Below are 15,836 nucleotides of genomic sequence, written 5' to 3'. Positions count from 1 at the left end.
TATTTGAAATGAATAATTTTACTCAAACAATCGCCTCACTACTCCTTATGCTACCTATTTGTAGTTTTGCGCAAGCTTCAGACGATTACACCACCACAGTAAAAGTCAATGGTGTAGAGCTCAATCAAGCGCTAAGTGCAACGCAAATTGAAAAATTGCTCGGAAACACCTCTCAAAAAACTATAAAAGCATTTTCTGAATGTAGTGGGAACTATGAATATTCAAGCTCTACTGCATCAGGGAAAAAACTGATGTTTGAAATTTATAGTGAAGACAATCCACAGATTAAGTCTAACTCCTTCTATAAAACCAAAAATAATTTTCAACAACTTGGCACAACCAAAGGACGAGTTTGGCTTTCTTGGACAAATGCACCAGCAATCACAGATACAATCCTGATTAACAATAAACCCATCACTAATCTATATAGCATCAATCAATTTAAAAAAGACTTCCCAAACAGCGCCAAAACTGGCACCAGTGTTTTAATTTTAACGGCATCGGAAGCCAAAGAGTTTTTAAAAAATCCTGCTGAGTTTGAAGCGGGCTATCTCGCCTACGTCAATTTTAATTTTAAAAATGGCAAACTAAGCAAATTAGAATTCAACCAAGGGATGGCCTGTTAAGTTTTATTGAGAATAGCATATTGATCTATATGCTATTCTCTAAAAGAATAACCTACCATATGACTTGTTTGTTTAAGCAAATAACATGTCGCACTATCGAATTACATATGTTTTCACATAAAAAAGACTGTAATCAGCTTTCTAACTTGTCTATAGCCTGATTTTGCTATTAAATTTGTGTCAGCATATTCATGGAATTAAACGATGCAATTTAAAATTCACGTCATAGATGTAAAAAATCAATTACAAAACTATATTTGGCTGATCGAAGAAAGTCAAAGCCATGATATCGTTGCAATTGATCCCACTGAAGCATCACTCGTTGAAAATTATTGCCTTGAACATCAGCTGAATTTAAAACAAATTTGGCTCACACACTGGCATAAAGACCATATTGGTGGTGTTCCAGAATTGATCGCAGACCATAATATTCCTGTTTATGGGCCGCGCGCTGAACTGAGTCACATTCCTTTTATTACCTACCCACTACAACACGATGATCAATTTGAATTTCATGGATTAAACATCGACATTATCGCAGTACCAGGTCATACCCTAGGACATGTCGTTTATTTTATTGATGAATTAGACAGTGTTTTCTGTGGTGATACCCTTTTTGCTATGGGTTGTGGACGTATGTTTGAAGGAACTGCTGAACAATTTTATCACTCTCTCAATCGACTCGCCGCTTTACCACCAAGAACCAAAGTTTACTGTACACATGAATATACCCTTTCTAATGCACAATTTGCTTTGCATATCGAACCAGAGAACCGAGCAATACAACAACGTGCCGAAGAGATCCAACTGCTTCGTGAACATGGGCAAATCACATTGCCCAGTACCATTGAACTTGAGCTTGAAACCAATCCTTTTTTACGTGTCGAAAGTGCTGAAGAATTTGCGCGTATTCGCGCATTGAAAGATAATTTTTAAGCAATCACGATTATTGTCCTCACAATGTTAAAACTGCGCCAACCTAAGCCTCTGTTTTTAAAAGCCTCTCAGCGGGCGGTACTGATATTACATGCATATACCAGTACCGTTCAAGATATGAGGGCCTTGGCAAAATTTCTGCATCAAAATGGCTACACTTGCTATGCACCTAGCTACGCTGGACATGGTTTAACGATTGATGAGTTTCTCACTTACACTACAGAGGATTGGTGGCGAGATACACATAATGCTTATCAATTCTTAGAAAATCAGGGTTATAAGCATATTGCTATCATTGGGGTATCTTTAGGCGCAATTTTATCATTAAAACTCACTGAGTACTTTCCGATTGATGCTTGTATTAGCATGTCTGCACCACAGGATCGAAATGTAAATGATCTCTTTAAGCGATTAAAACACTATGCAGAATATCTTCATCAATTTCAGAATAGCGATTTAGAACTAGACATAAAAAGCTTAGAAAATAAAGCAACAATACAACTACACCAATTGCATCAGTTTATTGCCGTAACCATAAGCAATGTTTCTTTAATTCGCGCGCCTATTTTTTTATTGTATGGTGAATTAGATGATGTACATTATCAATCCAGTGCACAAATTATTTATAATCATGTCAATTCCACAGAAAAACAGATTAAAAGCTATCCCAAGACAGGACACCTCATGACCTTAGGCAAAGATCAGGCTGAATTATTTAGTGATATTTTAGATTTTTTACAACAACATCATCCTGTTCGACTGCAATAATCTATTCTTCTGTTAAATTTACTTACATTTATTCAAACTAATAATGAGAAAATTTCTGCTTTTAAAAATAGATATCTTTGCATCAAAATATTACAAGGACAATTTCCACACTATTTTAACAATTTGTTTTATTTAACTATTTTATAATAAATTCACATTTTATTCATATTTATAGCAAAAAAATACGCAATGATACAAAAGCCTCATTTCTCAAATTGCTCAAATATTGATATAAAAAATAACTTTCATCAAGTTTCCCCTTTAAAAATTTAATGATCACCCCTATTAAATTTATAGGCAGGAATTAAGGAGATCTTCTGTGAAAAAGGTTGTAAAGGCAAAGAATTTAATCGCTTTTCGTATTTGGTTAGAAAAATTAGGCTATTCAGTAAAAAATTTAGCTGATGGAAAAGGATTTACTTTCAGCTTTAAAAAAGAATATGGTTTAGTCACTTGTGATTTATCAGGTAATAACTTAGCGATACAGCTCGGTGAAGAGTTTGAGGATCACTTAAAGGCTTAGTAAGTGTGTAAATGAAGTTTCTCTTTAAAAAGACCTAAACGATTTCGTTTAGGTCTTTTTTTGATCTGGATAAAATTAAATTCCCAAACCTATGACTAAGATAAGATACAGCATCATCAGAATAAAAATTTAGCCATAAAAAAAAGCATGATTTTCATCATGCTTTTTTAAATTTGGTGGGGACGGAGAGACTCGAACTCTCACACCTTGCGGCGCTGGAACCTAAATCCAGTGCGTCTACCAATTTCGCCACGTCCCCGAATAAAAACTAACGTTTTAGTCTTTTTAAATAACTTGGCAGAGGATCAAGGACTCGAACCTTGACGAACGGTTTTGGAGACCGTCATGCTACCATTACACCAATCCTCTATAACACTTCATTTTGCTTTAGTACCGCAAAATGAATTGCTTGGTGGGGACGGAGAGACTCGAACTCTCACACCTTGCGGCGCTGGAACCTAAATCCAGTGCGTCTACCAATTTCGCCACGTCCCCAATGGCTGTGTATATTATAGAGATCGTTTTATTATGACAAGCCCTTTTTTCGAAAAAGACACTCGTTTGTTTAAATAAAAAACAAATGTTGCAAATACTGCTTTTTGTTTAAACAATTTGGCTTAATACTTGTTTTATTTGATAAATATTTGAACAACGTTGCCCTGTTTTTTTCATTAACATTGCTGTTAAAACCATTTCAAAAATTTTAAATCGCTCTGGTAACACCACATTTAACTCCTGACAATGCAAAAATGCCCAATCTTGATAGCTTTTTGCAGATAGCCGCTGTTGTGTCAACCACTCCAACCAAACGATTCCCAACGCATAAATATCGGATTGAAATGATTTTGCTTGCGCATGAAACAATTCTGGTGCCATATACCTTGGTGTTGCTGTATGTGTCTCAATACTTGTTAGATTTGCGTCTTGAGCTATTTTTACAGCCTGTTCAAAGTCAATCAAATAACTTTTTCCACCCTTAACCCGAAAGTGCTCAACTTTGATATCGCCATGCAGATAACCATAGTCATGCAGATGTTCAAGCACATCTAAGCTGAGTATCAATCGTATACCAATTTCAGCCAAGCTAAGTAAATCAGGTGCATCCTGAAAAAGCTTTGGGACATCTTCCACCCATAAAGCTTGATCAATGACCTCTTCTTCAATTTTAAATTGCTGAAATGGATCAAATATTGAAAAGTTTAATATTACAGGCTGAGATTCTGTCTCCAATGCATTCAATTTGCTATAGCAGTTTAGCTCATTGAAAAAGTGCTGTTGATAACAGCGATTCGAATTTTTGAGCTGCAATTTCAACCAAAACCATTGCTGTCCCTGTTGAATTTGATAAACACGGCGACCAAATTTTTGACTTTGGATTGAATTATATGCAACTGGAAGAATTCTGCTTTGGCTCATACTTCGATCAATTGTTCTGCTGGTATATCTTTCGTCATAGGATGATTCAAAACTTCTAGACAATGTTGGATTGTTTTACCAATACGTGCATGTGTTTCTATACTTGAAATTTTTGGCCAAGTTGCACGCTCACCTTCTCGTTGCAACAGCTTAAATAGATATGGGCGTGGGTTCTGTAACATATAGCTATAATGGCGTAGACTATACTCCCCAATAATATTGACATCACCATAGTAGCGCTGGTCAATAATACCGTAACCGTGATCGAGTAAACGACGCATAGATGGCACTCTTCCCATACGACCTCGAGCAAAATCCATGATCCCCATTGCAGCCATGCGTCCTTGACTACGTACGATACGTTCAGGCCAACTCAGTAAATCTCTACGGTAACGTTCTTCATCATTTTGCATAAACGGTACAATATGTGGATTAACCTGACTGGCAATGGTGTAATTCAAATTATAAAGACGTGACATGCGCTCTTGAGGGAAATCATTTCGTACGCTGCCATCCACCCAACGGGTATTGGCCAAATAAGGAGTATGTACACCATCGTAACGTTTACTAATTAAACGCACAGGTGGAAATAAAACAGGTACAGCACAGGATGCCAATACTGCACTCCAGACCAACAAATCTGGTGAGGTATATTTATTCATGATGCGTACATCTTCTTGAGAAACATCATAAGGTGCAACGGTGACATTAATATCTAATCCTGATTTTTCAAAAGCCTCATGAAAAGTCACATCGCCTAAATTTTCAACCAAGAATTTTTTAAGATATCGGACATCTGCAAAACCACCATTGCCTTTGATTAATTCTTTTACACTACGAAAGTGAAAAGCTTCGCTATAAAATTGGTCACCACTGAGTAAGTTTGGAATTTCACCTGGTTCATTTACCCCCAACATCGCAGTCATAATTGCGCCAGCACTCGAACCTGAAAGTACTTTGGGCATCAAGTCTTGTTCCATCAATGCTTTACAAACGCCACTATGAAATAAACCCAATGTAGCCCCACCTGAAAACATCAATGCAGGTTGACCATAGGCCTTTTCACAGTTTTCAAAAAACTTCCTTTTACTTTCATGACATAAAGTTTGGCAACCATCTGAAGCGATGAATGCCAAACTATTACTCACTTCCTCAATATAATCTTCAATTATTTTTTTTGTCCCAACATAGGTATGCGCAAATAACATCGGGTGCCCAATATTGGCAACATCATGACTAAATCCCTCTCTAAGGATATACATCAAGTCTTGGGTTCGATTTTGCATTCGGTAACGGCGTAATAAATTTAATCGATGGGAAATAATTTCAGCATCAAAATATGGTGAGGTATTATCTAGCTTCCACTCCTGTGCCCCCGTTTCTTCATCCAGTTTTAACGCTATAGATTTCCACTCTTCATAGTTTTCTGCATGTTTCAGTTTTCTTTTTAGTTTTTTAATACGATAAGCCTGATGCGGATTTAAATCTTGAGTAAGTTCTAATAACATTTCTAATATTCCTTTGATTTTTAATCCGACACTTTTAAATACCTGTCGATAAACTATGCTGAAAAATAACCAGATAATCAATTACCATAAGTCATTTAATTCTTGCTTTAGATTCCAATTATCGCCTATTGAGATTAGCTCAATAAAATTACTGTGCTAATATCAACCACACAATGTAATTTCTGAAAATAGCGAACGGATATGGCAACTTTCGACTTACCTGACAATATCATCCAAAAATTATCCACTGTTCTGGATCAGTTACATCAAGTCCTTCCTGAAAAGAAACAAGATACTGACTTTAAAGCAGTGGCTTTTAGGTGGCACGATAAACAACTCAAAGCGATTTATAACCCGAAAGCAATGCATTTGGATGATCTTAAAGGGATTGAACGGCAGAAAGCTAAAATTTTACAAAATACTGAACAATTTCTACACGGCTTACCTGCCAACGACATTTTACTGACTGGCTCACGCGGCACAGGAAAATCATCCATAGTTCGCTCTTTACTTACTCAGTATGCAGAACAAGGCTTACGTTTAATTGAAATTGAACGAGATGATTTGTCTGACTTGCCAGAAATTCAAAAAATTATTAAAGATCGGCCAGAAAAGTTCATCGTTTATTGTGATGACTTGGCATTTAATGCTGAAGATGAAAATTACCGTAGTTTAAAAAGCGTGTTAGATGGCTCGCTACAATCTGGTTCAAGTAATTTTGTGATTTACGCAACCAGTAACCGTCGTCATTTATTGCCCGAATTTATGCATGAAAACACGCCTGTAACCAAAGTCGATGTGCCGCAATATAAAGAGTTGCATCCGCAAGAAGCCATCGAAGAAAAGATTTCATTATCAGATCGTTTCGGTATGTGGTTGTCTTTTTATCCAATGGATCAAAATCTTTATTTAGAAATTGTGGAACATTATTTGGCAAAAGCAGCAATGCCCTTTACTGAGGATGTTCGTGCGGAGGCTTTAAGATGGTGTCAGGCACGTGGTCAACGTTCAGGTCGTGCAGCATATCAATTCTCTAAACATTGGATTGGTTCAGAACGTTTAAAGGCATTATAAGCCCAACTTTTTTAGATATACAAAGCTCTAACTGAATAATAGTCAGGGCTTTAAATTATTCATCAAATAAATCGGTTCAATATACATGACCAAGCTAAGCGAATAGCAGACTCTCCAATAAAAGATCATATTTTTATTGGCTTAGTCATCCTAAACTTATTTATCGCACATTAAAGTGTCCCTGCGTGTTGGTCTCATCTGAACACAATCGCACGGACGAACACTGCTACTTTATTTAATCCATATGATTCAAATAAAGCTTAATTTCTTTATTCCCATGCAAAACCGCCTGCCAACATATAACTCAAACTGACTGCTGGTTAATCATGCAACTAAAAGCCAAAATTAAAAAATTCAGTATATTTAAATATATTTCAATAACTTAAATGCAAATCAATAATTCATCCAGAACATTTTATTTCAGCACATCACAGTTTAAGCGTGATAAAATAGCCGGCAGTTTCATATAGGATAGGTCTATGCAGTTTGTTCATCTTGGTATTCATACCGAATTCTCTATTACAGAATCGATCGTACGTATACCTGATCTGATTAAAGCTGCCGCATCTGATGAAATGCCTGCTTTAGCCATTACAGACCTATCCAATCTGCATGCAGCAGTTAAGTTTTACAACAAATCGCTGGGGAAAGGGATTAAACCTATTTTCGGCAGTGTAATTCGATTAAACGATGCCAACCATAAAGCAACTTTACTGGCGATGACCAATAAGGGATGGCGTGGGCTGACTGAAATTGTCTCTCGTGGCTTTATTGAAGGACAACAACTGTCGATTCCATGTGTACAAAAAGAGTGGGTGCTTGAACAGTCTCAAGACATCATTGTACTTTTGGGTCTACATAGTGATGTCGGAGAAATGCTTTGTGCAGCTTATCCTGAAAAAGCCGAACCGCTGTTAGAACAATGGATCGAAAAATTTGGCAATCGTGTTTATTTAGCATTGACGCGAACAGGTCGCCCATTAGAAGAAAGCTTCAATGAAGAAGCAGTTAAACTTGCTGCAAAATACAATATTGGTGTTGTGGCACATAATGATGTGCATTTTGTTAGACCAGAAGATTATGAAGCACATGAAGCACGCGTTTGTATCGCAGATGGATATGTTCTAGGTGATAATAAACGCCCTAAGCACTACAGCCCTGAGCAATATTTTAAAACCTCTGCTGAAATGATTAAGTTATTCGCAGATATTCCAAGTGCGATAGAAAACACCTTACAAATTGCAAAGCGTTGTACAGTTTCACTCCGTTTAGGATTCCATGATCTACCAGATTATCCAATTCCGGAAGGTCATACCATCCATTCTTACTTTGAGCATCTTTCTGAAATTGGTTTAGAAGAACGCTTAGACTTCCTTTATCCTGTTGAAACACGTGATGAAGATTGGGCTGAAATTCGTAAGCCTTATGATGAACGTCTGGCCTATGAGCTTGGCATTATCAATAAAATGGATTTCCCCGGTTACTTCCTCATCGTTATGGACTTCATTCAATGGTCTAAAAATAATGGTGTTCCTGTAGGCCCTGGTCGTGGTTCAGGTGCAGGCTCACTGGTCGCTTATAGTTTAAAAATTACCGACTTAGACCCGCTGCGTTATGACCTACTCTTCGAGCGTTTCTTAAACCCAGAACGTGTATCCATGCCCGACTTTGATATCGATTTCTGTATCGCTGGGCGTGATAAGGTCATCGATTATGTGGCACGCCATTATGGTCGTGATGCGGTTTCTCAGATTGCAACCTTCGGTACCATGGCTGCTAAAGGTGCGATTCGAGATGTAGCAAGGGTTTTAGGTAAATCTTACGGTTTAGCAGATCGTATTTCTAAAATGATTCCGACTAAACCTTTAGGCCTCACCTTAGAAGAATCTATTGAGGCTGAACCACAACTTAAAGATATCGTTACCAATCCATCCAACCCAGATTATGACGATGCTGCTGAAATCTGGGAAATGGCGCTCAAGCTTGAAGGCATTACCCGTAATACAGGTAAACACGCAGGTGGTGTGGTCATCGCACCAACCAAAATCACCGATTATTCGGCAATTTTGTGTGAAGCTGATGGCACAGGACGGGTTGCCCAATTCGATAAAGATGATGTAGAAGCTGCGGGCTTAGTAAAATTCGACTTCTTGGGCTTACGTAACCTTACTGTAATTGAAGATGCGATTCAAAATATCAATAAGCGTATTCAATCTGATAAGCCGTTAAATATTTCAAACATTCCCTTAGACGATCCTAAATCCTATGCAGTATTTGCTGACGCAAATACCACCGCGGTATTCCAGTTTGAATCCGTGGGCATGAAAAAAATGCTTAAAGAAGCACGCCCAAGTAAATTTGAAGAAATTATTGCCTTCGTATCCTTATATCGACCGGGTCCAATGGACCTTATCCCCGACTTTATCCATCGTATGCATGGTGGTGAGTTTGAATACTTACATCCGCTGTTAGAAAGTGTACTCGAACCCACTTATGGGATCATGGTATATCAGGAACAGGTGATGCAAGCCGCACAGTTCTGTGCAGGCTATACACTGGGTGGTGCAGATTTACTTCGTCGTGCGATGGGTAAAAAGAAAGTCGAGGAAATGGTCAAGCAACGTGCCACCTTTATTGAAGGTGCTGCGAAAAAAGATATTGATGAAGGTACAGCCAACCATATATTTGACTATATGGAAAAATTCGCAGGCTATGGTTTTAACAAATCACATGCCGCCGCTTATGCTTTAGTTGCCTATCAAACGGCTTGGTTAAAAGCACATTACCCTTCTGAATTTATGGCTGCGGTCATGTCTTCGGAAATGCAAAATACAGATAACATTGTATTTTTAATTGATGACTGCCGAATCAACAACTTAGTGGTATTGCCGCCATCGGTAAATATGTCGTTTTACCAATTCTATGCCAGTGATGTAAACACCATTATTTATGGTTTAGGTGCAATTAAAGGTGTCGGCGAACAGGCCATGCAATCCGTGATTGATTCACGTGAGCAAGATGGTCCTTTTAAAGATTTATTTGATTTCTGCCACCGTGTAGATTTGAAAAAAATCAATAAAAGAACATTGGAAGCATTGATTCGCGCTGGTGCACTGGACTGCTTGGGAATTGAACGCTCAAGTTTAATGGCACAACTTCCAGAAGCTGTCCAAGCCGCTGAACAGGCACGTTCAAATCGTGAAACGGGTATCATGGACTTATTTGGTGAAGTTGAAGAGGTTCAACGTAAGCCGGCTAAGCCTGTAAAACCGTGGTCTGATGAAGTGCGTCTAAAAGGCGAAAAAGATACATTGGGTTTATATCTGACAGGTCATCCAATTGATGTCTATCGTGCAGAATTAAAATCCTTTATTCCAAATAAAATTAATGAATTAACCCCAACTCGCCGTGGTGTAACTACTGTTTTCGCAGGTTTAGTGGTCGATATTGCCAATTTCCCAAATCGGATGATGATTACCCTTGATGACGGCACAGCACGTATCGAAGTCTCTGCGAATCATGAACGCTTCCAACGCTTTAAAGACATTATTCAAAATGAAAAAGTGGTGGTGATTGAAGGTGAAATTTATGAACGTGAAGGTTTTGACCGTCCTATGGGACGTTTGACCAAAGCATTCACTCTCAATGAAATTCGACAAAAGCGTGCCAATAGCATTGCCATAACACTGAATACTGAAGTGATGACTAAAACTTTAGCCTCGGATATTCAAAAGATCTTATTGCCCTTCTGTAATGTCGATATGTGCCAACATATCCCAATGCAGATCCAGTTAGATTATGACTATGCCACAGCTGAGTTACATTTAGGTCAACAATGGAAAGTTGCCCCATTGGATGAGTTACTTTCGAAATTACGTGATTACTTCGGTAAAGAATCTATTCATATTGAATACCAAGTCAAATCTAAAGCGGCAAAAGCCGTTGATCATCGTGGACTTGCCCAACCGACTCAAGTTGCACCGCCACCAGAAAATATGAGTATGGATGATGCAATGGATGACTATATGTCAGATGCAGGCCAATTCTCTTAACCTCCCTATTTGAATTTAAAGCTTAATATTTTGGAATATTCATGGATATTTTCGACAATGCTGTGATTTCACAGCATTTAAGTCATGTACGTATTGTCATGGTCAATACCACACTTCCTGCCAATATTGGAAGTGCTTTACGTGCGATGAAAACAATGGGCTTAACTAAACTTGTGCTTGTTGCGCCTAAAACCTACCCTCACCCAGATATAGATGCGTTGGCAGCTGGTGCAGCAGATCTGATCGAGCAAATAGAAATTGTCGACAGCTTAGAAAATGCCATTAAAGATTGCCATATTGTATTTGGAACCAGTGCGCGTAGTCGCACCATTCCGTGGCCTTTGCTTGATGCACGCCCTGCGGCTCAAAAATCAATGCAAGCGGTTATTCAACACCAGCAAGAAATCGCTATTGTCTTCGGTCGTGAAGATCGTGGTTTAACCAATGAAGAGCTTGCACTGGCAAACTTTCACGTTACAGTCCCAGTAAATAGTGATTATGGCGTGTTAAATGTCGCTCAAGCAATTCAAGTGCTGTGCTATGAAATGCGTATGGCAACGTTAGAACTGGCTGATAAGAAACTGGATACTGAAGCGATGATGCGTGTAACAGATTCAGAAGATATGCACTGGGATGAACCTTTGGTCACACACGAACAAATGGAACAGTTTTATCCGCATATTGAAAAAATGTTGGCTGAAATCGAGTTTTTAGACCCTAAAAACCCACGTTTACTGCCTTTACGCTTGCGCCGATTATTTGGGCGTATACAATTAGATAAGATGGAATATCATTTATTAAGAGGCATTTTTAGTCGAGTTCAAGCCTTAAATAATGGTACATGGAAAAAGTCAAAAGATGAGGATCAAAACTAATGCTAAAACAGCTTAAAGAAGATATCCAAGCTGTATTTGCGCGAGATCCTGCTGCGCGTAATACATTTGAAGTTTTAACCACATATCCTGGGATACATGCATTAATCATGCATCGTGTTGCCCATGAATTATGGGAAAAAGATTGTAAAACTTCAGCGCGTATTTTGTCTTCTTTTAGTCGTTTTGCAACAGGTATTGAGATTCATCCTGGCGCTAAAATAGGTAAACGCTTTTTTATCGATCATGGCATGGGTGTGGTAATTGGTGAGACAGCAGAAATTGGTGATGATGTCACCCTGTATCATGGAGTGACTTTAGGTGGCACAACATGGAATAAAGGTAAACGTCATCCTACTTTAGCTGACGGTGTTGTGGTGGGCGCAGGTGCAAAAATCCTAGGCCCTTTTGTGGTGGGTAAAAATGCTAAAGTAGGTTCAAATGCTGTGGTGACAAAAGCTGTACCGGATGGTGTCACGGCGGTAGGTAATCCTGCTCGCTTTATTAGCAAAGATAAAGAAATCATCTCAACACCTGAACCAAGTTGTCCAGAAGAAATGAGCAGTGTTATTGAAAATACAGAATTTCAAGCCTATGCAGCTGTACCAGAACAATCCGATCCTATGCTTGATGGTATGCGTGTTCTATTAGATCGCTTAGAACAAAATGAAAAGCGCCTCAATATTTTGTGCCAGCGTTTATCAATTTTAGACCCAACGTTCAATTTACAACACAATATTGAGCAGCCTTTGAGTGAAGATGAAATCAAAATCATTGAAGAAGTTAGACGTGAATGTGAGGCGCAAAACCATTCATCGAAAGCATAAGGTTGCTTAATACTTCACAAAATGAAGTGTCAATAGACTGTAATGTATAATTTTTAATAATACGAACCAAATCAAGTTGCATGTTCAGACGTCTTTTCATAGACTGATGCCCATGCACGTTTTTTAATATAAATTAATGGAAGAAACACATGACGATTAAGCCTTTGGCATATGCATTACTCGCAGCTTCAGTACTTACGGCGTGTTCAACAACACCCATCAAGCAACAAAACAAAGTAGATGTAAACGAGCCTTTTATTTATACTGAGCCTGAATTGTCTCCTCCGTTCTATGCACTAAACCCTTTCGATTACTCTCAACCACCTGTTTTTGAGTTGGAGTTAAAAAAAGCATCGGCTCAACCTGTAAACAAACTTGAAGTTACTGATCCAGCAAATCCAAACCAAAAAATCATTTTAGATACCAATAAACTAATTGTACCTACAGTGAATAGCTCACAACGTGCTATGAAGTATGCAGTACTTGCGGAAAACAATGAAATTGACATCACTGCTATTGATGATTTCTTGCAAATGGTTGAAGGTAAAGCACGCCATTACCCACCACAATTTAGTGACCGTAAAGAGCGTAAAGGCTTTGAGGGTAAGTTAAAAGAAGTCTCTACTCAGCTTGACCAATTAGCCGCTGCACCAAATGCTTCTTTTGATATTTTGATTCGTGCATTTAAAGCAAGTATTTTGGGCCGTAACCTTGACCTTGGTTCATCTTATACAACTAAATCACTAGAATATGCTCAACGTATTCTTAAAATCAACAAAGATGATGCTGAAGCAAACTTGTGGTTTGGTTTCTCTTTATCAGAGGGTGGCGGTCAAAAAGAAGCCATCCCATATTTAGATAAAGCTATCAAACAAGGTGTTCAAGAAGCCTATTTATCTTCTGCAAATAACTTTATTGGTATGGAGCAAAAGAAAAATGCAATCCAAACCTTGAAAAATTATAAAGTGAAATACCCAGAAGAAGCTGAAGTTGCAGATCGTTTAATTGAAGAAATTGAAAAACAAGGTCGTTACAACGTTTGGCAGGTATTAAAAAACCCAGCACAGGCAAAATAAATTTATAAAATATAAAAAATAGACTGAACATTCAGTCTATTTTTTTTGTTTATCAATTGAATAAAACTCACGTATGATTCAGACAAAGATTGATCTAGTTAATGATTATGCAATACTCAAAAAACAATATTTTGCTTTGTGCTCTGGCAATTTGTCCATTGATTTTATCCGGATGCCAAGTTGTCAGTGTAAAAAATCAAAAGGTTAATGTAACTATTGCCAATGAACGTGACAGCATTTTGACACGTTCAAAAATGAGTGAAGCCAGCTTAAATGTTTTGTCAATGACTGGACGAGAAGCCAAATCATGTACAGATGAACCCGAAAAATGTGTGGCAGATTTAGCTGAAATCCCACAGATTCAAGATGAACAACTACTTTCGACCGCAAGTGAAATTTACTTAACCAAAGCAATCAATCTGGGCGACTCATCAGATTGTAAAGTCAGTCTTTTTTCTAAACATCAATCCACTGACAAGCAACAATCCTCCCAAAAAAACTATGAGCAATGTTTAGATCAGCAGATGGTGATGTTAGATAATAGCATCCGCTATAGTTATGCCTATTTATTTAAAACTGAACGCCAACCCCAAGACCGTATTTTTAATAACCGACAAGTTCAGATACGTGACTTTTATAATCAAGCATTAGCTAAACTGATTTCGACATATGCCCTAAGAAATAAAAACCAAAAAGTAGCAAAACAAATTAAAGTTGGCAAAAGCACTTATCGTATTAATTTTAATGGCTATCCTGCACTGGCTCAGATTGAACTTGAGGATCTTGTTTCGAGCTATAACTTAAACTTCTCAGGGTTACGCTCAATCAACCGTAGAGACGGTTTCGGTGCAGAATTTGTTGCAATTTTACCCAACACCACAGCACCTGAAGAAAACAAATATATTGTAAATCCATTTGATTATAAATACAAAAATGGCATGAATCCCAACATTCATCAACCACGTTATTTATCGGTCAGTATTGTAGCACAACCTGAAAATTCAAAGGAATCACTACAAAACATCTTACATAACCCAAATTTTCAACTGAATGTTTATGATCCTTATAGCATTGAAAATTTAAAAATTGGTGGCAAACAATACCCGCTTGCGGCAAACTTTTCAGCGCCCTATGGTCTATGGCTGGCTCAAAATAATTTAGGTATTGCGGCTTATCTGAGCTTAATTGATCGCGATCAAAGCCTGACTATGCCTCATTTGTATATGCTTGAACCATACAACCCAAATAAGAAAGTGATTGTTTTGGTACATGGTCTCGCCAGTAGCCCGGAAGCTTGGATTCGTTTAACCAATGATATTATGGGCGACAATGTATTACGTGAGCACTATCAAGTTTGGCAGGTCTTTTATTCCACCAATATGCCGATCTTAGAAAGCCGTTTTCAGATCAATGCCATCATTAATCAAGGTTTTGCTTCAATTAATCAAAATTCTGCTTCTGCTAAAGATGCTGTGTTGATTGGGCATAGTATGGGCGGGATTATTGCGCGCTTACTCGTCAGTGATGCCAATCTGACACAACCAGCCTTAAAGATGTTGAACAATCGTAAATTTGATAAATTTAAAGATGATCCAATGTTCAAATCTCGTTTGACTATTCAATCTATACCTAATTTTGATCGTGCTATTTTTATTTCAGCACCACATCGTGGCACTGCATTTGCTGATCGCTGGTTCACTTTAGCTGCTCGTCGAATTATTAAGTTGCCAGGCGCATTCTTGGGGGCTTTAGCTGACTCTATTGATGATCGTGATTTAAATGCAAAAAACTTTTTAAAAGATGTTGGGCATGGACTGATTCAAAATGGTCCAAGTGACTTAAGCCATAGCTCAAACTTCACCAAATTGACTGAAAACGTTATGCCAAAGAAAGACATGATCTATCATTCAATTATGGGGAATATCACCAATAGCACTGATCCTAACGTCATGACGGATGGAATCGTTCCATATACCAGCTCACATTTAGACGGCGCAGTATCTGAGAAAATTATCAAGGGTGGCCATTCAATCCAAGAGACACCTGAAGCGGTATTGGAACTTAGACGGATTTTAAGATTACATTTGACTGAGCTTGGGCTTTATAAACCTTAAACTCAGCGTCCAAGCACATAAAAATGCCAGTCAATCTTAAATTG

12 protein-coding genes and 3 tRNA genes are annotated in these 15,836 nt (G+C 38.0%); 10 read left to right on the top strand and 5 right to left on the bottom strand.

Annotated features, from left to right (window positions below; all coding sequences use genetic code 11):
• Positions 1 to 8 precede the first annotated feature (8 nt).
• The 4 genes from WFN33_RS18210 (at position 9) to WFN33_RS18195 (ending at position 2,853) form a co-directional block, all read left to right on the top strand.
• Positions 9 to 626 carry a hypothetical protein gene (locus WFN33_RS18210; RefSeq protein WP_336954442.1) on the top strand — a complete coding sequence of 206 codons (618 nt, stop codon included), beginning with the start codon at positions 9 to 11 and terminating at the stop codon, positions 624 to 626.
• 204 nt (positions 627 to 830) lie between these two features.
• Positions 831 to 1,562, top strand: a complete 732-nt coding sequence (gene gloB, locus WFN33_RS18205; RefSeq protein WP_336954441.1) for a hydroxyacylglutathione hydrolase — start codon at positions 831 to 833, stop codon at positions 1,560 to 1,562.
• A gap of 24 nt (positions 1,563 to 1,586) precedes the next feature.
• On the top strand, positions 1,587 to 2,330 hold the full coding sequence (locus WFN33_RS18200; protein ID WP_336954440.1) for an alpha/beta hydrolase: 744 nt from the start codon (positions 1,587 to 1,589) through the stop codon (positions 2,328 to 2,330).
• A 319-nt stretch (positions 2,331 to 2,649) separates the two neighbouring features.
• Complete coding sequence (locus WFN33_RS18195; RefSeq protein ID WP_336954439.1) at positions 2,650 to 2,853, top strand: hypothetical protein; 204 nt, start codon at positions 2,650 to 2,652, stop codon at positions 2,851 to 2,853.
• A 174-nt stretch (positions 2,854 to 3,027) separates the two neighbouring features.
• On the opposite strand, the gene WFN33_RS18190 is transcribed toward WFN33_RS18195, so the two are convergent.
• The 5 genes from WFN33_RS18190 to WFN33_RS18170 all read right to left on the bottom strand — a co-directional run bounded on the left by WFN33_RS18190 (position 3,028) and on the right by WFN33_RS18170 (position 5,777).
• Positions 3,028 to 3,112: transfer RNA gene (locus tag WFN33_RS18190), tRNA-Leu, on the bottom strand.
• Positions 3,113 to 3,148: 36 nt separating this feature from the next.
• Positions 3,149 to 3,222 (bottom strand) — tRNA-Trp (locus WFN33_RS18185).
• Between the two features lie 41 nt (positions 3,223 to 3,263).
• A tRNA-Leu gene (locus tag WFN33_RS18180) sits at positions 3,264 to 3,348 on the bottom strand.
• A gap of 108 nt (positions 3,349 to 3,456) precedes the next feature.
• The gene (locus WFN33_RS18175; protein ID WP_336954437.1) at positions 3,457 to 4,269 is read right to left on the bottom strand and encodes a protein kinase domain-containing protein; all 813 of its coding nucleotides are present in this window, start codon (positions 4,267 to 4,269) and stop codon (positions 3,457 to 3,459) included.
• A complete protein-coding gene (locus WFN33_RS18170; RefSeq protein WP_336954436.1) occupies positions 4,266 to 5,777 on the bottom strand; it encodes a DUF3336 domain-containing protein in 1,512 nt (503 codons plus the stop codon). The genes WFN33_RS18175 and WFN33_RS18170 overlap by 4 nt, the downstream gene beginning before the upstream one ends.
• A 201-nt stretch (positions 5,778 to 5,978) precedes the next feature.
• Here WFN33_RS18170 and WFN33_RS18165 point away from each other — a divergent pair, with 201 nt between their 5' ends.
• The 6 genes from WFN33_RS18165 (at position 5,979) to WFN33_RS18140 (ending at position 15,792) form a co-directional block, all read left to right on the top strand.
• Entirely contained in the window at positions 5,979 to 6,851 is an 873-nt protein-coding gene (locus WFN33_RS18165; RefSeq protein WP_336954435.1) for an ATP-binding protein, read from the top strand.
• Positions 6,852 to 7,330: 479 nt separating this feature from the next.
• Positions 7,331 to 10,903 carry a DNA polymerase III subunit alpha gene (gene dnaE, locus WFN33_RS18160; RefSeq protein ID WP_336954434.1) on the top strand — a complete coding sequence of 1,191 codons (3,573 nt, stop codon included), beginning with the start codon at positions 7,331 to 7,333 and terminating at the stop codon, positions 10,901 to 10,903.
• 41 nt (positions 10,904 to 10,944) lie between these two features.
• Entirely contained in the window at positions 10,945 to 11,778 is an 834-nt protein-coding gene (locus tag WFN33_RS18155; protein WP_336954433.1) for an RNA methyltransferase, read from the top strand.
• Entirely contained in the window at positions 11,778 to 12,602 is an 825-nt protein-coding gene (gene cysE, locus WFN33_RS18150) for a serine O-acetyltransferase (protein WP_336954431.1), read from the top strand. Before WFN33_RS18155 ends, cysE begins: the two co-directional genes overlap by 1 nt.
• Positions 12,603 to 12,751: 149 nt before the next feature.
• Positions 12,752 to 13,678, top strand: a complete 927-nt coding sequence (locus WFN33_RS18145; protein WP_336954430.1) for an ABUW_2363 family tetratricopeptide repeat lipoprotein — start codon at positions 12,752 to 12,754, stop codon at positions 13,676 to 13,678.
• A gap of 101 nt (positions 13,679 to 13,779) precedes the next feature.
• Positions 13,780 to 15,792 carry a lipase family alpha/beta hydrolase gene (locus WFN33_RS18140; RefSeq protein WP_336954429.1) on the top strand — a complete coding sequence of 671 codons (2,013 nt, stop codon included), beginning with the start codon at positions 13,780 to 13,782 and terminating at the stop codon, positions 15,790 to 15,792.
• Positions 15,793 to 15,836 lie beyond the last annotated feature (44 nt).

Source organism: Acinetobacter sp. AS167 (genome assembly GCF_037152175.1).
Classification (GTDB): domain Bacteria; phylum Pseudomonadota; class Gammaproteobacteria; order Pseudomonadales; family Moraxellaceae; genus Acinetobacter.
Note: the sequence above shows the minus strand (reverse complement) of the source record. Positions and strands in the feature narration are given on the sequence as shown.